Consider the following 20799-nt stretch of genomic DNA (forward strand, 5'->3'; position numbering starts at 1 on the left):
ATTATCAAAACAACTTCTGTTTGTATTCTGCATTTTTTTAAGTCAAGCCCGCTAGCGCTTCGGATTGACTCGTTGGTTATTGTGAATGTCAATCAAAATGTTGACCACCGTGCTCATCAAAAAATTGACCACCATGGCAAAAATCAATCCACCCGTCGGGTGGGTAACTTTTTCATGATCACGATCTTTGAATGCTCTGCTTAAAGCGATAGCTGTCTCCATTCATTGCAAAGATATGGGCACGATGGGTAAGCCGATCAACCAGGGCTGACGTCATTTGCTCATCTTTGAAAATCTGTGTCCATTCCGTAAATTCCAGATTACTGGTAATGATCATGCTTCCTTTCTCATAGCGGGCCGCACAAAATTGGAATAATAACTCCGCCCCGGTCCGACTCAGAGGGACAAACCCGACTTCATCCAAAATAATCAAATCTGTTTTCAACCATTGCCTCTCTAGCTGGAGGATTCGCTTTTGGGACTGAGCTTCCATAAGCTCGTTACATATTTTAGCGGCAGTCCAAAACTGAACGGAATAGCCATGATGGCAAGCTTCCTTCCCGAGTGCAATGGAGAGATGAGTTTTGCCAGTGCCAGAGTTTCCGATAAACATGATGTTCTCTGCCTTTTCGATGTACTCACAACGAGCCAGTTGAAGCAATTTGGGCTTATTGAGGGACGGAATCGCCGAGAATTCAAATTGATCGAGCGTTTTCATAGAAGGGAATTTGGCGTGCTTGATGCGACTCGCGATTTGGTTAGCATCCCTTTGCTGAACTTCTTGCTCTAGTAGGGCTAAGAGGAACTCCTCGTAGGGAATTTGCCGTTCAGCAGCATCATGGGCGATTTCCTTATAGACACGTTTAATCGCAGGTAAGCGAAGGCGTTTCGCGTAGGTTTCAAGCAGGAAACTCGTACTCAATGAACCACACTCCTTTTCTGTAACAAACGATTGTACTGGCTAAGATCTGGGGCCTTTACCTGAATACGTGGAACAGAGCTATCCTCCGCCAACGAGAGTTGGGGCAAACGGTGTTCCGGCAATGTTCGCTGAAACAATAATTGCCTTACGGCATCATACTGGAACATCCCTTTTTGGCAGGCCTCCCCCAGTGCTTCTTCGACGAGAGAAGTATCGAATTCACGGTGCAAAAGCAAGAGTCGAACGAACTCCTTCATCCCTCCTGGTCGGTTACGGCACTTGTCCAAGAACTTTTGGTAAATGGCGGGTAATCCTGCCTGATGCAATGGTCTAGCATAAAGAACTGCTCCTGGGCGAATAAGAAGTAAATCCAGATAATGATCGTATTGCAAAATCTCCTTTCCTTTTTCCAAGCACCGCTCATGCGTCGCAATCAGGCTTTTTCCGTGATACACCTCAATTTTTTCAGCAAATACTCGGCAAATAAGTTGGGTCGATGCATAGGAAACCGGGACGGAATAGGCATTTTTTTCAATGTGGATCATGGATAGCGTATTGCTTTTCACGGGTACAACACGGAAACAATCCAATGGCCGTGGAGGCAATGGAAGCATGATGGGCAACTCTTGAACAAATGCTTCTCCAACCGTTAGGGAAGACCGGGGAACGGTTGTATTCTCGTAAGAGATACATTTTTCGAGGAGGATTTGATTTAGCTCCTCCAGAGAAGAAACACTAGGAACAGGTGCAAAAAATTGCCTCTGGGCAAACTGTACGAGGTTTTCCACTTGGCCTTTTTGATGCCCTTTTCCCGGATCACAGAAATAGCTTTCAAACAGGTAGTGGGCACGTAGCTGAATAAATCGCTCTTGTTCCTCGCGATTTTTGCCTTCCAATACCTTCTTAACGGCTGTTGTCAGGTTGTCGTATGTGATGACTTGGGGAACAGCACCGAAAAATTCAAAAGCATCTACATGACCTTGGAGAAGAGCCTCTTGCTTCTGATGAGCAAATGTCTTGATGAAAATCTTTCTGCTGTATGTGCAACGCATACAAAAGACTTGAACCTTCACTTGTTTCCCTTGTAAATGAACCGTAACCTCACCCCAGTCAAATTGGGCAAATCGCCCTGGCGGGAAATCAAGAGGGACAAATGCTTTAGGAGGAGAAACCCGCAACTCTCTGACGTAGCGTCGTACAGTAGATTCACCGCCGGTGAATCCATGTTCGTCAACGAGTCTCTGGTAAATACGTTTGGCAGTATGACGCTGCTTCGGGGGAGCCTGTTCATCTTGACGCAGCCATTCCAAGATGATGGGCTTGACAAAATCAATGACTGGCTTCGGCTTCGGTTTTGAAAGCTGGTATACAGGGATTTCCGTTGATGTCAAGGCTTTTCGTATCACTTGACGCGAGTAGCCAGTTTCGCGAGAAATTTGACGAATCGACTTCCCTAGCAGAAAGTGTTGTTTCCTGATAAACTCATAATTAGCCATCTGAAGCATTTCCTTTCCTCCTATATCTTGTTGTCTAGACAACTACAAGATACAGGAAAGAGGTGCTCAGGTGGTCAACTTTTTTATGAGCGATGTACCACTAGGTGGTCAATTATTAGATTAGCATTCACAGGTTATCCTTTGCTCAAAAGCCTTTTGAGACAAATTCAAGATTTCCCGTAACAAAGCAGATACTTTCAGCCGAGATGGATAGGGGCTTTTTATGTGTAATTCGATAGGCATGGAAAAATCAATAGCGGGCCCTCGTATTTTGTACTTTGGAAGGCCAACTTCAGCTCCGTTTTTCTGTATCAGCTCCGTATCCATAGCATATTTCTCCACAAGCTCTCCGTTATTGCTATGGAACCCCTCCAATATTTCGGAGGCAATGCTTTTGGGATTGATACGGGAGTAAATAGTCATATTCCATGTAGAATCGCAATTTGAACATTTATAGATTAACCATATATCTAAATACTTGCGTTGAGCATTTACACGAAATAATCCGGAACAAACATACTCTGTTTTTTTGCCACATTTCTTGCAATACTTGATTGCAGGTGGTGGAGATAGATACTGTATATCCACGTTTACGATTTGCATAAAATGTTATCCTTCCTATTCAGAATGAAATAGGAAAGAGAAAAGGCGGATTGTCACAAATCCTTTTCATAAACGTCCCCCCAGTCTGGCATTTCGTCTACCTACATTGTATGATCCTGTCCTGCAAAGCCAAACCTCAAAGACTTTTCGTAAAAGAAAATGAGCCAATACAGTAGATAAACTGCATTGGCTCATTCTATGCTCAAGGAATGTTTCTTTGTTCCCGTATTATCCTTTGCATGCTTTTCAAAGACAAAAAATATTTATCAGCTAATTGTTGCAGACTATTCCCCGCCAAATACTCTTCATAAATCTGCCTATTTCGCTGCTGTAATTCTGTGCGGGTAGATGTACTTGACCCCATTCTTTTTTCTTGCCTGATTTTCTGGGGATATAGATAAACTCACCGTCTACATACTCTTGCACCATCTCAAGCAAGTCATTCGGGAGTATATGAATCGCTCTCTTATAGCTCATTTTGCTCTCCTAAAAGTTTTATTTTTAGGAATAGCATAGGCTATGTTCGCATCTGATTTCTACCCTTGTAGCTGTTCATTGCAATAGCCTTTGCTATGCAATGTTAACGATTGGATTAAGCATATATACAAGCCTCCTCCTGCCTAATTTTGTAAAATTATAACCCCGCCCTGCTTTGTTATCAAGAACAAGAGCATTTTGGTGCAGCACCGAGCGTGGGCTCCAGATGGGACCTACCCGGGATCGAACCGACGACCACTTGACTGCCCAGTGTGGCGCACTCCCGTAGTGGTTTATTCAACTGCTCCAAAAAACTGATTGGGTACGATCCGCGACTGCAACGGGAGCAACCGTTACCTATCAGAATAGTGCTTGAGCAGCTCTTGTGACAGGAAATAAATACGGTCAATCATTTCACGCGGCTCGATAACCTTTGCCGCAGTACCTAACTGGAGAAAATACCTGGATACAAATTCGACTTCACTTTTATCAATCATAGTGTCAATGTATCCTTGATCTTCATTCATCATCACAATATCAGGCTCCAACCAGGGCTGGCTCCGGCATTGTCTCAGTCCTTCCCTCGTCAACTCCACGTATAATCGGAGCGGATTCATTGGCGATTTGGCAGCGTGTCTGTCCAACCATTCACGAAGAGTGACTTGCGGGTCTTGATGCCTTTCCATAACCTTCAAGGATAAAATCCGATCAGTCCGAAACAATTTTACCTCGTTATTGGCAAGATCAATGGCGGGCATATACCAGAATCCATTGTACGTATAGATACCGATTGGGGAGACTTCGCGGATCGTATTCTTTTCTTTTGACGCGTATTCGATTTGCAGGTTCTGCTTCTCTACAGAAGCTTCGATAATTTCCTGTAGAAATTGTGACGGAACGCTTCTTTTTATATTCCAAAAGGACAACACACCCTCCAGCCGATCTATTTTTCTCTTTATATCAATCGGAAGGCTTGAATACAGCTTTGCGGAAACAGATTTGATCTCAATGTCAAAGGGCAGTGATTGATAGAATTGTAGTGATTGAAATGCAAAGAAAATGGAGAAGGCTTCATTCTCGTCAAAGATAATGGGTGGCAGCAGCCTGCTGTTCAACACTCGATAACCGCCGTTTCGACCAGGCTCGGTATAGAGGGGGACGCCCATTTCACTCAACTCTGACAAATACCTATGTGCTGTTCGCACCGAAATATCGAATTCATAGGCAACGTCCTGAGCAGTAAAGGAGCGCTTCGCATTGACATACATCATCAGGTTGAATAAGAGCTTTGCCTTGGATATAAACATTCACTCCTCACCATAAAACATGTCAGTTATTGTCATGGTATTCTTGTACACTTTCAATTGCAACAAAAACACAGGTCAAATGAGGAGGTTGCTATGATTAATAAGATGGATACGATGAAAGCTGCGGTGCTTAATCGGTTTGGTGGTCCTGAAGAACTCGTTCTGCAAAAGATTGATTTGCCCGAGATCGGACCCGAGGACGTGCTGATTCGCGTTGAATACGCAGGTGTGGGAGAATGGGATACATTTGAACGTCAAGGAGGGTATGCGTCAATGCTGGGCATAGAACCCCGTTTTCCTTATGTATTAGGTTCAGAAGGGGCTGGAACTGTGGCTGCAACAGGCGAAAAGGTTTTGGCATTCAACATTGGCGATAAAGTGTACGCCCCCGGCTTTCTTCATCCCCGAGGCGGATTCTATGCAGAGTATGCATCTGTTCATGTCAAATACGTGTCTCCGATTCCAAATGGTATGACCGTTCAGGAAGCAGCGGTGGTCTCCGGAGTGGGGATTACTGCGCTGCGTGGACTTGAAGATGTATTGGAGCTTAAACAAGGAGAGTCTATCATGATTTTTGGCGCCAGCGGAGGAGTAGGCCACTTGGCGGTACAGCTTGCGAAGTGCAAAGGGGCACGAGTATTTGCCGTTGCTTCAGGTAAAGACGGCGTTGAGATGATACAGAATCTCGGCATCGATGCGGTGATGAACGGCCGTACAGAGGATATTGCTTTGGCATCTAGTACGTTCGCTCCTGAAGGTTTCGATGCTGCCTTGTTTTGCGCAGGCGGGGAGGCCGCCAATGCAGCGATGAAATGTATTCGCAGGGGGGGACGCGTCGCATATCCCAATGGCATACGCCCCGCGCTGCAGGCACGTGACGGAATAAGCGTATCTGGATATAACGGCGAACCGGATACCGACATTATTAGGCGATTGCATCATTACCTTGAAAATGATCAAATAACCGTTCATACCAGCCGCACGTTTTTGCTGGAAGAAGCACGCGATGCACATATCGCGCTCACGAATCATTACCTGGGGAAATTATGTCTGAAAGTAAGCTCAGAATGATGGTGGCATGAAATCAAAAAACGCAGCCGGGATTGGCTGCGTTACTTGCTATATATGGTGGAGCATAGCGGGATCGAACCGCTGACCTCTACACTGCCAGTGTAGCGCTCTCCCAGCTGAGCTAATGCCCCATATTTTCCTGAACTTCTCTCGCTTACAAATAGGAGTATAGCACATCCAAATTTATGATGCAACTAAAAATTTCGCTTTCCAAACCTAAAAAGTTTAACCCCCGCCTTTCATTATCCCCCCCATCCCCCTCGGAAACACTCCCCCGTTTTCACTCCCTGCCCTCAACAAAAAACAGTTGACGATTTCCCCTCTCCCCTATTACTATAAACAACAGCATTGATAATGATAAACATTATCAATTACTTATATCCAACTTTTATCTCTTCCTTATTCATTCGTTCAACCCATACTTACTGACCAAAAATCAAAACACAAAACGCTCAACCAGAAAGGGGAAAACTCCCGTGTCCATCAAGTCCAATCCTACCAAATTCCTCGCAGTTCTCAGCCTGTCGGCGATGCTTGCCGCTTGCGGCCAAGCCGGAACCGCCGAAAAAACGGACACAGCGGCCGGTCAATCGCAGTCCGACGCAGTAGCCGGCACTAGTCAAGCCGGTGAAACCACTCAAACTAGCCAGTCCGCCGCTTCAAACGAAGCCGACCAGGCAGCGATCGAGCAATACCACAAATTCGTCATCAGCCAGACGGATCAATTTGTAAAAGAAACCGACGCTTTCGTCAAAGCGGTCAAGGCGGGCGATCTGGAAACGGCCAAAAAGCTGTATGCGCCTACCCGCATGTACTTTGAAAGAATCGAGCCAATCGCCGAATCGCTCGGAGATTTCGACCCGTGGATCGACGCTCGCGAAGGCGATGTGCCGGATAGCGAATGGCGCGGCTTCCACCGTTTGGAGAAAGCACTATGGGTAGACAAGTCAACCAAAGGCATGGACAAAGTGGCTGACCAGCTGCTCCAGGACGTAAAACAACTCCGCGTGAAAGTAGAGCACGTCGAGATCGACACCCAGATGCTCGTGACCGGCGCTGTCGAGCTGCTGAACGAGGTCTCCTCCAGCAAGGTTACCGGCGAGGAAGAGCGCTACTCCCATACCGACCTTTACGATTTCGCAGCCAACGTCGAAGGCGCCAAGGAAATTTACCTGGTCCTGAAGCCGACACTGGAGAAAAAAGATGCAGCCCTGGCGAAAGAAATCGACACCCGCTTTGCTGAGCTTGACCAGTCGCTTGCACCGTACCGCAAAGGCACCGATTTTGTTCTCTACACGGAACTGAAACCGGAAGAAACGAAAAAACTGAGCCAAACGATTGACGCTTTAGCCGAGCCGTTGTCCAAAATCGGCACGGTGTTGGAGGGGTAACGGATGGATTCCAATCAGGACCGGAAAACATACACCCGACGCGACTTGCTGAAGCTGGCCGGAGCAGGAGGCGTCGGGCTGCTGCTCGGCGCCGGCGGCGTGGGCAGTCTGATGATGAACAGCAAGACAGCGGCATCTGGGTCCCCCGATACTCATCCATCTGCTTCCGAAGACATCGTTCCGTTTTACGGGAAGCATCAGTCTGGCATTGTGACGCCCATGCAGGATTTTATTTGCATGGGTGCTTTTGATCTGACGACGACCGATGTCCAAGCGGTGCGGGAGCTGTTCAAAAGCTGGACAGAGGCCTGTGCGCGGATGGCTGCGGGGCAGGGCGTCGGGGAGGAAAGCACGAATGCATTCCTCCCTCCTACCGATACGGGCGAGGCCATTGGGCTATTGCCGACACGGCTCACCTTTACATTCGGGGTGGGCGCTTCCTTCTTTGACCAGAGGTTTGGCCTGGCTGGAAAACGGCCGGAGGCACTGATCGACATGCCCCGCTTCAAAGGGGACGCGCTGGTCGACGATTGGTCGGATGGCGATGTGGTCGTGCAGGTATGCGCCAACGATCCGCAGGTCGCCTTTCACGGAATACGCAACCTGGCCCGGATCGCCCGGGGGAAAGCTGTCCTGCGCTGGCTCCAGCAAGGCTTCCAGCGTACAGGAGCGGCTGATCCGAAAGGCTCCACTCCCCGCAATTTGCTCGGCTTTAAAGACGGGACGAACAACCCCGATGTAAAAAATGCGAGCGTTGCCGATGAGGTCGTCTGGGTTCCCCCCACTGACGGTCCGGCCTGGATGACAGGTGGCAGCTACATGGTCGTCCGCCGGATTCGCATGCGTATCGAAGTGTGGGACCGCACCTCGCTTGGCGAACAGGAGCTGACCTTTGGCCGCCACCGCGATTCCGGTGCACCAATCGGGGAGAAGGACGAATTCGCCAAGCTCGATTTCAGCAAAAAAGATGCCAAAGGAAGGCCGCTCATCGACCCGGCCTCGCACGTGGCGCTTGCCCATATGGAGGGCAAGGTGCAAATCCTGCGTCGAGGCTACTCCTACTCGAACGGCATTGACCTTAAGACCGGCCAGCTCGATGCAGGCCTGCTGTTTATTTGCTACAACCGCGATCCGCGCAAGCAATTTGTCCCGATGCAGCAAAAGCTCGCTGCCCAGGACCGGTTGAATGAGTATATCGTGCACGTCGGCAGCGGACTGTACGCGTGCCTGCCCGGCGTCGGGCAGGGCGGGTATATCGGAGATACATTACTGTGAGGTTGGAGGTGGGCTTTTTGAAACGCACAATATCGATTCTGCTGCTATGCTTCCTGCTTGTGTTGCCGGCCTCCTCATTCGCCGCTCCCGAATCGGGCGCCGCCAAGCAGTCAGACCAGCTGATCTCCCTCGTCAGCGATGCGTTGATCTCAGCAGGAGACAAAAATCTGGATCAAGTGAAGGACGCGATCTCCAAGCTGAAGACGCTCTGGGCGGAAACAGCTGCAAAGGAAGCTGAGGGAGCTTCCTCGCCTGGTACGAGCAGTAATTCTACGCCAGGCACAAGTACGGATTCCCCGGACGCCCCCGCCCCGATTGCGGGCGAGGCCAAGAGCAACGGTCCAGAGGCGAAGGCTGTCACGGAGGCCATTGCCGCTGTCGAGCAAGAGCTCTCGCAAGCAAATCCCGATACGGATGCCGTTTATGCGAGCGTGTCTGCCTTGGCAAAAGCGATCGATACGTACGTCTCTTCCCTCGACGGCGAGAGCAAGCAGGAAAAGGCGCATGAAAGCATCAAGAAAATCCTGCCGCTCATTCAAAACAGTCTGACCGCAATCCAGTCGGAGAAATGGGAAGAGGCCAAAAGCAGCTACCAATCGTTCGTCAATGGATGGTACAAAGCAGAGAGCCTGATCCGCCAAGAGGACGGCAAGTTTTACGGAAAGATCGAAGTAAAAATCACCGGCGTGCGGATTGCGCTGAATACAGAGCCGCCGGACAAGGCAAAGGCCGTGCAAAAGGTGCAAGAATTGATCTTTGTCCTGGACGACTATCTGGCCGGCAAATCTGCTGCAGCAAGCGGCGATACGGGGGCTATGGGCGAGATTCACAGTATCTCCGACCTGATTCAGCTGCTCAACGCTGTGCAAACGGACGTGCAAAACGGCCGGGCGACAGACGCAGCGGACAAAATGGACCAGTTCATTGTAGCCTGGCCAACGGTCGAGGGAGTCGTTTTGACGAAGTCGCAGGATGCGTACAACCGGATTGAAAGCAGGATGGTTTCCATCCCCAGCCTGCTGCTCTCCCAGCCTCCGAAGCTGGAGCAGGCGGATGCATTGTTAAATGAGCTCCGTGATGAGCTTGCGCCGTACAGCCAGTCCGCTTCCTACTCGGCTTGGGATGCCGGAGTGATCCTGTTCCGCGAAGGCTTGGAAGCTATCCTGGTCATCGCTGCCCTGCTGACGTTTTTGAACCGCACGGGCAATGCCGACAAGCGAAAATGGATCTGGTCCGGCGCCGGTGCAGGCGTGGTTGTGTCTGGAGCGTTTGCGCTCGTCCTGACTGTATTTTTGTCCCACCTGTCCACAGGCAACTCCCGCGAGCTGATCGAAGGGGTTACCGGTCTGATCGCCGTTGTCTTCATGGTGACGATCGGGGCGTGGCTGCACAGCAAGTCCAATCTGCGCGCCTGGAACCAGTTCGTGGAAAAATCGATTGGCGCATCGGTGGCAAAAGGAGCGCTCTGGTCATTGGCTTTGACGTCTTTTCTGGCTGTAATGCGGGAAGGCGCAGAAACGATCATTTTCTACATCGGGATGGCGCCTTCTATTCAAATGTCTGACCTTCTGTTCGGCATCGGGGTCGCACTCGTTTTACTGGCCGTGATCGGGTACGCGCTGATCAAAATGAGCTCTCGCATTCCGATTCGCTCGTTCTTTTTGGTCGCGAGCCTATTGCTCTACTATTTGGCGTTTAAATTTATCGGCGTGAGCATACATGCCCTGCAGATTTCAGGGAAGCTTTCGGCGCATATGTCTGATCTGTTGATCGACGCCCCTTCATTTGGTTTGTACAGTAGCTGGGAGGGCACCATTCCGCAACTGATCGTTCTGCTTGTCATTGTGTGGAATATAATCCGGGTCGAGCGGAAAAACCTGAAAGCCAGGGCTGCTGTCTCTTAACGCTGAGCATTCCCATTCAATAGAAAATCCCTCTGGCAATACGGCGACTGCTCTTTCGTTTGCAGTCCGCCAAAGCTAGAGGGATTTTTTATTGACTAACGCAAATCTTTTTATTGACTAGTTACTACACTTATCAAGGAAGAAATATCACGTTAAGCTCTGCCGTCTTTTCGGGCAGCGGACAAAAACGGTTTCCCCCGCTTCGCCTATTCGTTGCTGATCACGACCGAGTTGGAGTAAGCATCCCAGCCTACCTTCGCTCCCAGCGCTTCGCTGACAAAACGGATCGGCACCATCGTCGTGTCTCCGTTAAAGAGCTGGGCCGGGACGTCCAGATTGATCTTTTTTCCGTTCTTATACGCGACCTTGGACCCGATCGTCAGTTGAATCGTGTTGTTGTCTTTCGTAGCCGTTACGGTTTGGGTCGCTTCGTCCCATTCTACCTTTGCCCCTAGCGCTTCAAAGATGGCACGCAAAGGAACCAGCGTACGACCGTCGATTTCGACCGGAGGCATTTGGAACACTTGCAGCGCCCCGTCGATGAAAATGACGATATCCCTCGTTTGGTTGACGGTGACAAAAGCCGGCAAAGAGGTTGCCCAGGAACCGCTGGCCGTATCCTCCACCTCGATCACAATCGTGTATCCACCTGTCGGCAGGTTCAGCCCTTGCAGGGAGAAGACCGGATTCTTCGGATTCAGCGAAATGCGCTTCACCGACTTGCCGTACTCATCATAGACGACGACATACCACTCATAACTGCTGTACGAGCTTTTCCACTCCAGGGTGATGCTGATCGTTCCATCGCTGTTTACTTTGATGCCGCCCGGAAAGGAGGCGCCGCTCGGAATCGTAAACGTCGAGCTGCTTTTCGTTGAGATCGTCCACGAAATGCTGGAGGAGTACGATTTTTTGCCGCCGTTCACCATTTCCAGAACGAGCGCGTATTCGCCTGCCGGAAGGGACAGGCCTTTGCCGGAGATGGTTGGATTTTTCAGGTTGATCGGAATGCGTTTGACGACCTTGTCGTCCTCATTCAAGACGAGGAGCGTAAATCTCGCCTTTGCGTACTCACTGGTAAGGTCCAGACGGATCTGAATGGTGCCGTCGTTTGACAGGCGGATTTGTCCAGGGAAGTTGAGGCTCGGTACAAATCCTCCGTTGCCCGCAGTTCCTGTGACTATTCCTACACCTGCTCCCGGTCCTGTACCGACATTACCCGCGCCGCTTCCTGCCGTTCCCGCTGTCGGTATGACAAGCACAGCCGATTCGGAGCGAAGAACGTCACCGCCGTCTGTGACTTCCAGATATATCGTGTATTCACCGCTCGTCAGCTTCAGGCTGCCAAGTGAAATCTGCGGGTTCTTTGGATTGATGCTGATGCGCTTTACTTCCTCGCCATTCTCATCGATGATCACCATCACCCATTTGGCTCGCGTGGAGACAGCGGATGACTTGATCGTAATCTGGATGGTGCCATCCTTGTCGACCTTGATTCCTCCAGGAAAGACTTTCTCCGCTCCCGCATCAGGCAGCACGATTTGCTTTTCCTTGGAGTACTCTTCTCTCGTCACGTCCGGTACGAAAAACGCGGTATCGCGTCCCCGTACGATTACCGTGTACTCGCCCGGGGCGAGATCCAAAGCCTTCGCCGGAATGGTGAATGTCAGTGTTTTGATATTGATTTCAATGCTTTGTCCAGATGGATGGAGAACTCTTTCCTTGCCGTTCTTTGCTTTGGTCGTCACGCCCGAAGCCAGCTTCTCTTTGCCTCCATTCCAAATCTGAATCTCCCTGCGATTCTTTCCTTTTTCATCGGTAAACAAGAGCGACACGTCTGCCTCGTATCGCGTATCGACCACCACCGTACCTGTAATGCTTCCTGTCTGATCTGCGATTACCTCCAGAAAAACAGGGGGAAACGAGTACGTAGAGACAAGCTTCGCCGTATCGTAATCTGCTGCGTAGGCGGGACCTATCCCTGCTGAAAGAATGAGAGAAAATACGGTAATTACGATACTGCCTGCTTTGAAACCCCTTTTCATGCTGTCAGTCTCCTTTTGTCTGATTAAAAGAATGATGGCCGTTCTCCTGAGTGTTCAGGAGATATATTTGTTGCACATTCTTTTATCGGCAATAACCGATGCGAAATTTAGGTATTTGTACCTGATCTTTAAGTCCGAACAAACGAAAGAACCCTGCACATTCGCAGAGTTCCCGTTGCTGATAGACACGCTATTTCTGTTGCACTTTTTCTTTCTGTTGCATTCGCTATTTCACGATCACGACCACCGGTGTACGCTTGCCGCCATACGTGACCGTAATCGTCGCCTTTCCTGTACCCGTCGCCTTGATGATGCCGTCCTTCACGTCGGCCGTCAACAGGCGGGAGGTTGTCCAGAGAGCCGGTATGGTTACATCTTCTTCCGTGCCATCCGTATAGGTGGCAATCGCCTTCACCTTTTTGGTCTCTCCTTTTTTCATTTCGATCTGAACTACATCGGTTTTCAGATACTTCAACATATCCACTTCGACCGGAATGGTAACGGTTTTTCCGTTGTAACGGGCAGTGACGGTCGTCTTGCCGTAGCCGACGCCCGTAATTAATCCTTTGGACACATCGGCGACTTTGTAGCCGGATACCTTCCATTCGGCATCTGCACTGACGTCCGAAGTCCTGCCGTCGGAGAACTTGGCGGTCAGCGCGACTTGCACGCTTTTACCGGATTTCAGTGAAACAAATCGCTTGTTTGCCTCCAGGGCCGTCACGATTCCGACTTCGACCGGCACGGTGACGCTTTTGCCTCCGTAAGTGGCTGTAATCGTGGCGCGTCCGCTGCCATAACCAATGACATGCCCTTTGTCGACATCCGCCACCTTTGGATTGCTCGATTTCCATACGGCGTCATCCGTAACCTTGCGGGATGTGCCGGAAGCGTCTGTTGCTGTCAAAACGATGTCAGCCGACTCGTTGACGGTCAAGATCAGCATGCGAGGCTCAATGCTCAGTGTTTGGGCCTGATCGACTTCGACAGGAATGGAGATCGTCTTGCCGTCAAAGACAGCCGTAACTGTTGTTTTTCCTGAAGCCATCGCCGTTACTTTGCCAAGCACGACTTCAGCAATTTCCGGATTGGCACTTTTCCATACAGCCTGGGCGGTGACATCCTTTTCTTCGCCATCCGTGTAGGTAGCGGTCAGCTTGATCGTCTCGCTTTGTCCATTCTTCATGACCAGCTTCTTCTGGCTCGGGACGATGCTTTGGATGACACCTACGTTCACCGGCAGACTGACAGAGCGGTTCGCATAGGTGACCGTAATCGTAGCCGCACCAGTGCCGACGCCAATTACCGTACCTTGGCGCACAGTCGCTACATTATCCGCGCTGCTCTTCCATTCCGCCTTTTTGGTTACATCTTCATTGGCTCCGCCCGGATAAATGACGGTCGCCTTTACGTCTGCAGAACCGCCGATTTGGAGATTCAGCGAGGTTTCATCCAGTGTCAGCTTTTGCGGCAGGTCTACATCGACCGGGATGGTCACTTGCTTTCCGCCGTATTTGGCTGTAATGGTGGCTGATCCGGCTTTATAGGCAGAAACAACGCCGTCCTTGACGAACGCGATGTCACTGTTGGAAGAAGACCACTCTGCCTTGTCGGTAATGATTTCCGGTTTCCCGGAGACAAAGGTTGCTTCCAGCGTAATTTTCTCAGAGCTTCCAGAGCGCATTGGCAAGTATGCAGGCTTCGGATCGAGATAGCGGGGCACCTCTACATCCACCCGGATTTGCACGCTTTTTTCTGCGTATTTGGCAGTAATGACCGCTTCGCCTGATGCGTGGGCAATGATTTTTCCTTTGCTGACAGAAGCGACCTCAGGCTTGTCGGAGCTCCATTCCGCTGTTTCTGTTACCGTATCCTTGTTGCCATCTGCGTAGAGAGCCGTGAGCTCAAGCGTTTCCTCGTCGCCAACGTGCATGAACAGATCCTGCTTGTTCACTGTCAGCGTACGAGTCGAGTCAACATCTACCTTGATAGTAGCTGTTTTTGTACCGTACTTGGCCGTAACGACCGCTGTACCCGGCCCGTATGCGGTGATTTTCCCCTTGATCGCATCCGCTACCGCTTCGTTGTCGCTGGACCATTCTGCGACACCGGCGACGTCTTCTTCGACCGAGCCATCCGGGTACAAGGCGGTCAATTTAATCGTTTCAAATTTGCCATTCAGCAAGGAAATTTGCGTTTTTTCCGGCTCCAAACGACGGACAATTTCCACGCTGACCGGGATGGCGACGGTCAGGCGTCCGAACTTGGCTGTTACCGTAGCCGTACCCGAGCCATGACCTTTGATCAGTCCGTTGGTCACAGTGGCTACCGATGTATTGTCGATCGCCCAGTCCGCTTTTTCTGTTACCTCTTCCGTTTTGCCATCACTATAGGAAGCGGTCAATTTCAACTGTTGGGATTTATCCTTCCTGATATCGACCGACTGCTTGTCCACTGTCAAGGCTTTCAGCTTTTGGGTGACCGTGGCTGTAGCCACCGCTTGTTTTCCCATGTAAGAACCTGTAATGACAGATGTCCCTACCGCTTTGGCTGTAACCGTTCCTGCGTAGACAGTGGCTACGCCTGTGTTTTCACTATTCCATTCCGTCTTTATCGTGACATCCTCTGTCTTCCCTGAGACATATACCGCAGTTACTGACAGCGAGATCGTGTCTCCGGTCTCCATCGCTAATTCGTTTTTGGACAGGACCAGACGTGAGATTTCATCCGCTGCCAATGCTGTCCCCACGGTTCCGCCTCCACATATGAGCAGCAGAGCGAGAAACCCAAGTAACAGTTTTCTCCAGTTCATGACTTTCCTCCCCCGTTGGTATTTTGAAGTCCCTTTTATGGTTATCGGCACCAGGGAATAATTTTACATGAGCCTTGCGTTTTAATTGTGTCCAAAATGTGTCTGAATAGTGTCAAGGCAACCGCCTTTGGAAAAACTCCCCGGAAAAACATGCGCTCCCGTAACGCTTTTCAAGCTAGAATCGTCATTAATACTTGAAAAGCTGCTCGACCAAATCCATGACGTGTCTTGTGGTCCGACTGCAGCCATACAGCTCCGAGCGTGTGCCGAAGTACCGAACGTGTACCGCGTCCGCAGGAGGCACCCTTTTCCGCAAAAAAAGCAGCCGTCGGGGCGGGCTGGGCATTTTTCATTGGTTCGGACGATTCTTTTGGTCCAGCCGATTCTACATAATTGATACAGGAGCTTGAGGAAAAATGAATGTACAAACAGGAAATAACGATGGAAGGTCAGTTCGAATGAATCCATCCCGCATAAAGCCCAGCAAGAGCCGAAAGCAGCGAATATTTCGAATCCTCGCTGCCTGTATCGTGATCTTGGGCTGCTGGTCCGGATATCTTTTGTGGAAAATCGAGCGCACGATTCAGGAGGCTGTGCCGCGAAAGGCGGATGTGGCGATCGTTCTCGGTGCAGGCGTCTGGGGTGACCGTCCGAGTCCGGGACTGCGGGAGCGGCTGGACCAGGCGCTGGAGCTTTATCGGGAGGGGTATGTACCATACCTCTTGGTTACGGGGGGGCTTGGCGAAGGGAAAACGTCCACGGAAGCAGCCGTCATGCGAAACTATCTGGTTGAACAGGGGGTGCCCGAGGATCGGATCTTCATGGAGCATCAAGCACGGGACACCTACGAAAACCTGCTTTTCAGCAAGGAAATCATGCAGCAGCACGGGCTGTCGCAAGCTCTCGTGGTCAGTCACGATTACCACCTGGCGCGAGCGGTCGACATGGCCGAGTCGATGGAAATAGACGCTTCGCCCGTCGGAGTGAAATCCCACGTCCTGTACGGCCCTTACCATAAAGCAAGAGAGGTGCTGGCTCTCACCAAATGGCACCTCTCTCATCCGTTTTGACTATTTTCCTTCGATCCGCTGGTTTTTTCGCATAATCGGATATACATCGACATAATGGCGGATTCGCTCCATGACGCGAGCCGCCTTTGTTCGTTCGATCCGGTTGCCGTTGGAGATGGACATGTGCTCCTCCAGCTCTTCCAGCGAGTAGTTGGAAGTAAACAAGGTAGGCAGGTGATTGTTGACGCGATGGTTCAAGATGACGCCGATAATCTCGTCTCTCACCCATGGCGTCAGGTTTTCCGCCCCGATGTCATCGAGGATGAGCACGGGCACTTCCTTCAAGACCTCCAGCTTCGCCGAATGGGAATGGTCAGCCAGCGAGTCTTTCATCTCCCGGATGAAATCCGGCACATAGACCATCAGCGAAGGCACGTTCCGTTCGGAAAGCTCGCGGGCAATCGCCCCCATCAGGTAGCTTTTTCCGACTCCAAACGGTCCGTGCAGGTACAAGCCTTTCAGCTTTTCCCCTGTTCCTGCCCGCTCGCTGAATAATATCCCCGCTGCGACAGCGGCCCGATTCTCCGCATCCAGCTCCAGTTTTTCAAAGCTGGCCTGCATCGTCTCTTCTGAAATATAGTAGCTGCGCATCAGCCGGCGGCGGCGCTGGTCTTCCTCGTACACTTGCTGCTTTTCACATGGCGTAATCGGACTGACGATGGAACCTTGAGTCACTTCGAGTTTGCTCCTGTGTCCCTTGACCAGGTTCGGGCATTTCTCCAGCCCTGGACAGCGCTCGCACCAGTATTGCTCCTTTACGGCTGTATAGACGCTGGAGAGCGCTTTGAGATAGTCATCGCGGCCAAGCTCGGGATGTGCCTGCTGAAACGCCTGGAGGTACCCGGATGAACGGAACATTTTGTCCAGCTGCTGGTCAGGCGTCAGTAGCTGCCGAGGCGTCCGTTTGGCCAGCTCTTGCATAAATTCTCCGATTGATTCCATCTGCCTTTTTACACTCCTCTCTGCCGCTTCCTGAGGGATTCAAGCATCTTTTTCAGTTCCGGATCATCCTCGATCGTCTTGACCCGCTCCGGCTTTGCTTGTGGCGTCTCCTGATCGCTTTGTTCCCGCTGCTGCTCCTGGGAAAGCTGCCATTCTACCGAGGCAGGCAGCTTGTCCTGCAAAACGGCGCGGCCATTTCGGCGGACCGGTGTATCCTTGCCCGTTTTTGTTTGTCTTGTTTTCTCCGCATGCTGAGCCTTTTGGTCGGCCCGCTCCAGTATCTGGCGGACGGCTTCGTCCACTGTCGTAATCCGCTTTGCCTTCCAGCTGTCGCGGATTGTCTCCATGTAAGCCTTTGGCAGCTCCATCTGCATGCTGCTGAGCGTATGGAGCAGCAGCGCATTGACCACCTCGACCGTCATCCCGTCGTTGAACAGCAGGCTCTCCGCCCGCTCCAGAAATACTTTGCTCACGCGGCCTCCGACGACCTTTTCAAGCAGCGTCAGCGGAGAGAGCTGGCGGCAGACCCGGACGAACATTTCGCTGCCTGGCTGAGGAAGCTGGCCCGGCCCCCATTCCTCTTCACCGGGAACCGCGCTCGGCGCTATCCGCACGAGCTTGTCGTCGGTATAGCGTTGAATCAGCCGTTTGCGGAGCACCTCGCTGTCCAGCGAGCCGTCCGGCTTGTACAGCGTCCAGTCTCTGAGCTCCTGGCCCAGTCCCCAACTGTCCAGCTGGTAGAAATGTTGCAGCCTGTACAGAACCTCGACGCCTTCTTTGGAAAACACCTTGTCGGACTTGGCGTTGTCCGGAAGGTAGTGACGCAGCGAAGACAGGCTGAGCGGATGGTCCACGGCAGGCTCAAACCCGGCCTGCATCGGTGCGGGAGGATAGCTCTTTTCCATCTCCGAGAGGAACTGCTCCCGCTCCGAGCCCCGATGCACTTCCAGCTCGGAAGCTTTCAATGATTGAAACACTTCGTGAAAATCCTTGGTCACATCTTCGGTGATCGTATATTCCTGATCCAAAGCCGCTCCCAAGTGATCCGCATATTTTTGTCTGAGCTGCTGGTAACGAATATTTTCAATCTTGTTTAACAACATGAGCGACAATACGTAATCCGCAAAAAATTCATTCGGTGTCAGCGGAGGCTTCACCATGTACTCGTAAAAGTAGTCTCGCTGCAGGTTTTCCCTGCGCCGGACTGTGACGAGGCCGAGTGCTTCCAGCCGCTCACGGGCCAAGAGCAGTCGATCCAGTGTAAGTCCGCTCATCAGCATCAGATTGCGGTGTGTGCTTTCAGCTGCGGCCCCGCTTACCTCCTGCACCTCGTGAACGAGCAGTTGATAGAGGGAAAACGAATCTGAACCGATGATCGGCAAATATAGCTGCGTGACGTAGCCCAGCTCGGCGAAGCTGAGAGGTCTCATCATTCGGACCACGCAACGATCTTTGGGCATCAGTTCGTTCCAAACGAGACGGCGCATGTATCTTGTTCCTTCCTGTCCATTCTGGTTCTCCTATTATAGCATGTCTGACTGGTGATAGATACGAGAGTGACTGGAAGCCGGGAGCCGAAGCGGCTGCAAAGCATGCCGTCTCGGTCCGTCGAATATGGGCTGCCTTTCGTCTGTATGCCAAAAAAGGCGGAGGCTGAAGCGCCTGTCGCCTGAGACTAAGTACCCAGAAAAATTTATGGTGACCGCAGTGGCTTTTTATGATTCCGTGTTGCCGCGAGCCTGGGACAGCAGCTCCTCCAGTTCTTTCATGAAAACATTGATGTCTTTGAACTGGCGGTAGACCGAGGCGAAGCGGACATATGCCACTTCATCCACATGGTACAAACGCTCCATGACCTTCTCCCCGACATCCTTGCTTGGTATTTCGGCTTGACCGCAGCTGCGGAGCTCTCTTTCAATCTCATTTACCACATTTTCCAAGACTTCGAGCGTGACAGGCCGTTTCTCGCATGCCCGGACCAACCCGCGCAGTACCTTCTCCCGGCTAAACTCTTCTCGTGTTCCATCCTTTTTAATGATCAGCAGCGGTGTTTCCTCGACCACTTCAAACGTGGTGAAACGGCGCTCGCATTCTTCACATTCGCGTCGACGTCGGATTGACTTGTTATTGTTAAAAGGGCGGGAATCTAGGACTCTAGTCCCGTTATACTCGCAAAACGGACATCGCATCCGAAATCAACTCCAATACTGTCAATACTTTTAATAGTGTCCCTCAATTTGACAGCCAAAGTCAAGTCAATCCTTCTACCTATTTCATGCACCTGACTATTGGAGTACAATAATGGTACAAGCTGGAGGGATTCGTATGAGATTAGTTTCAATCAGACATGTGCAACCCGGGATGAAAGTGGGACGCACGATCTTTACGGAAGACGGCAAGGTTTTGCTCGGCGTTGGAATGACGCTTACCGATCGCCTGATCCAGGGATTGCAGCGATCCGGTATTGACTCTCTGTACATAGACGATCCGCGCACGGCCGATATTGTGGTGGAGGATGTCATTCGTCCGGAGACCCGTCAGGTTGCTGTCGAAACCATTGAGAAAACCGTCAAACAGATCACCAATTCCAATAAATTGGCCCGCAAAATTTCGCTCAAGGAAATGGGGCTGCACTTTCAACAAGCATTCGGCTCCATCTTGGACGACCTGATGCAAAACAGACAAATCGTCATGCATCTGGCCAATATATCTACTCACTCCCCATCTCTGTACCATCATTCCGTCAATGTCGCGGTGCTGTCTACCGCCGTGGGAATGTCGCTTGGCTACAATCGCAATCAGTTGATGGAGCTCGGGATTGGGGCAATGCTGCACGATATTGGCAAGGTGGAATTGCCCGCCGAGATGCTGAAAAAGACCGAGCGCTGGAATCAGGAAGAAATGGAAGCTGCCAAACAGCACTGCATTCTGGGATTCAATATATTGCGCAAACAGCACGATATTTCACTTCTCTCTGCGCACGTCTGCCTGCAGCACCACGAACGGCTGGACGGCAGCGGATATCCACAGGGCCTAAAGGGTAAGAATATTCACGAATATGCACAAATTGTTGGCATTTGCGATATTTACGACTCGCTTACTTCTCCGCGTCCATGGCGCAAGCGCTACATGCCGCAGGATGCTCTCGAATATCTCCTCGGCTCAGGCGGCCATTTGTTTGAACATCGGCTGATCAATGCCTTCCGCAGCCACATCGCGATTTTTCCGATCGGAAGCAGCGTGGTGCTCAACACGGGCGAGGTAGGCGTCGTCTGCCGCGTCGATCCGGAGTACTGCCATCGTCCGACCGTCCGAATCCTGAAGGACGGGCGCGGGAATGACGTGCGGGCAAGCTATGATCTGGATCTGAAGACGAATATCAAGCTGTTTATCGTCGGATTTGAGGACGATCAGCTCTTCTCCCTCGGAGGATTGTCGGAGAGCAAGACGACGTAATTCCATTACTTGGGAATTCCCTCTGCCA

At 51.1% G+C, this 20799-nt stretch carries 16 protein-coding genes and 1 tRNA gene; 6 read left to right on the forward strand and 11 right to left on the reverse strand.

Annotation, left to right across the window (positions count from 1 at the left end; translation table 11 throughout):
• Positions 1-178 precede the first annotated feature (178 nt).
• The 5 genes from istB to V5G20_RS20705 form a co-directional block, all read right to left on the reverse strand.
• Positions 179-922: an IS21-like element helper ATPase IstB gene (istB, locus tag V5G20_RS20685; RefSeq protein WP_025846873.1), complete on the reverse strand. Its 744-nt coding sequence runs from the start codon at positions 920-922 to the stop codon at positions 179-181.
• Positions 919-2427: an IS21 family transposase gene (istA, locus tag V5G20_RS20690; protein ID WP_251256056.1), complete on the reverse strand. Its 1509-nt coding sequence runs from the start codon at positions 2425-2427 to the stop codon at positions 919-921. Before istA ends, istB begins: the two co-directional genes overlap by 4 nt.
• Positions 2428-2538: 111 nt before the next feature.
• The gene (locus V5G20_RS20695; RefSeq protein WP_338462024.1) at positions 2539-3021 is read right to left on the reverse strand and encodes a DUF1062 domain-containing protein; all 483 of its coding nucleotides are present in this window, start codon (positions 3019-3021) and stop codon (positions 2539-2541) included.
• A gap of 202 nt (positions 3022-3223) precedes the next feature.
• The gene (locus V5G20_RS20700; RefSeq protein ID WP_228006877.1) at positions 3224-3385 is read right to left on the reverse strand and encodes a Mor transcription activator family protein; all 162 of its coding nucleotides are present in this window, start codon (positions 3383-3385) and stop codon (positions 3224-3226) included.
• 466 nt (positions 3386-3851) lie between these two features.
• Positions 3852-4805, reverse strand: a complete 954-nt coding sequence (locus V5G20_RS20705; RefSeq protein ID WP_338462027.1) for a YafY family protein — start codon at positions 4803-4805, stop codon at positions 3852-3854.
• Positions 4806-4898: 93 nt separating this feature from the next.
• Between V5G20_RS20705 and V5G20_RS20710 the strand changes: the two genes are divergently transcribed.
• Positions 4899-5876, forward strand: a complete 978-nt coding sequence (locus V5G20_RS20710; protein ID WP_172921036.1) for a quinone oxidoreductase family protein — start codon at positions 4899-4901, stop codon at positions 5874-5876.
• A 55-nt stretch (positions 5877-5931) separates the two neighbouring features.
• Here the strand turns inward: V5G20_RS20710 and V5G20_RS20715 are convergent.
• Positions 5932-6007: transfer RNA gene (locus V5G20_RS20715), tRNA-Ala, on the reverse strand.
• A 399-nt stretch (positions 6008-6406) separates the two neighbouring features.
• Here V5G20_RS20715 and efeO point away from each other — a divergent pair.
• Genes efeO through V5G20_RS20730 form a run of 3 tightly spaced genes read left to right on the forward strand, consistent with a single transcriptional unit; the run spans position 6407 to position 10446 of the window.
• Positions 6407-7267, forward strand: coding sequence for an iron uptake system protein EfeO (gene efeO, locus V5G20_RS20720; protein ID WP_051567333.1), 861 nt, complete (start codon positions 6407-6409; stop codon positions 7265-7267).
• Between the two features lie 3 nt (positions 7268-7270).
• Positions 7271-8542, forward strand: a complete 1272-nt coding sequence (gene efeB, locus V5G20_RS20725; RefSeq protein ID WP_338462030.1) for an iron uptake transporter deferrochelatase/peroxidase subunit — start codon at positions 7271-7273, stop codon at positions 8540-8542.
• A gap of 8 nt (positions 8543-8550) precedes the next feature.
• Complete coding sequence (locus V5G20_RS20730; protein WP_422388006.1) at positions 8551-10446, forward strand: FTR1 family iron permease; 1896 nt, start codon at positions 8551-8553, stop codon at positions 10444-10446.
• 206 nt (positions 10447-10652) lie between these two features.
• Here V5G20_RS20730 and V5G20_RS20735 read toward each other — a convergent pair whose 3' ends face one another.
• Both V5G20_RS20735 and V5G20_RS20740 read right to left on the reverse strand, forming a co-directional pair.
• Positions 10653-12491: a copper amine oxidase N-terminal domain-containing protein gene (locus V5G20_RS20735; RefSeq protein WP_338462034.1), complete on the reverse strand. Its 1839-nt coding sequence runs from the start codon at positions 12489-12491 to the stop codon at positions 10653-10655.
• A gap of 226 nt (positions 12492-12717) precedes the next feature.
• Entirely contained in the window at positions 12718-15303 is a 2586-nt protein-coding gene (locus tag V5G20_RS20740) for an Ig-like domain-containing protein (protein ID WP_003387949.1), read from the reverse strand.
• A gap of 458 nt (positions 15304-15761) precedes the next feature.
• Between V5G20_RS20740 and V5G20_RS20745 the strand changes: the two genes are divergently transcribed.
• Positions 15762-16373: a YdcF family protein gene (locus V5G20_RS20745; RefSeq protein WP_051925436.1), complete on the forward strand. Its 612-nt coding sequence runs from the start codon at positions 15762-15764 to the stop codon at positions 16371-16373.
• On the opposite strand, the gene dnaI is transcribed toward V5G20_RS20745, so the two are convergent.
• From dnaI to nrdR, 3 genes are all read right to left on the reverse strand, one after another.
• On the reverse strand, positions 16374-17315 hold the full coding sequence (gene dnaI, locus V5G20_RS20750) for a primosomal protein DnaI (RefSeq protein WP_003387953.1): 942 nt from the start codon (positions 17313-17315) through the stop codon (positions 16374-16376). It abuts the gene before it with no gap.
• A gap of 8 nt (positions 17316-17323) precedes the next feature.
• Complete coding sequence (locus tag V5G20_RS20755; protein WP_003387954.1) at positions 17324-18802, reverse strand: replication initiation and membrane attachment family protein; 1479 nt, start codon at positions 18800-18802, stop codon at positions 17324-17326.
• Positions 18803-19030: 228 nt separating this feature from the next.
• Positions 19031-19504: a transcriptional regulator NrdR gene (gene nrdR / locus V5G20_RS20760; protein WP_024983186.1), complete on the reverse strand. Its 474-nt coding sequence runs from the start codon at positions 19502-19504 to the stop codon at positions 19031-19033.
• A 136-nt stretch (positions 19505-19640) separates the two neighbouring features.
• On the opposite strand from nrdR, the gene V5G20_RS20765 reads away from it, so the two are divergent.
• On the forward strand, positions 19641-20771 hold the full coding sequence (locus V5G20_RS20765; RefSeq protein WP_003387956.1) for an HD-GYP domain-containing protein: 1131 nt from the start codon (positions 19641-19643) through the stop codon (positions 20769-20771).
• Positions 20772-20799: the final 28 nt, after the last annotated feature.

The organism is Brevibacillus borstelensis, assembly GCF_036700025.1.
GTDB classification, from domain to species: domain Bacteria; phylum Bacillota; class Bacilli; order Brevibacillales; family Brevibacillaceae; genus Brevibacillus; species Brevibacillus borstelensis.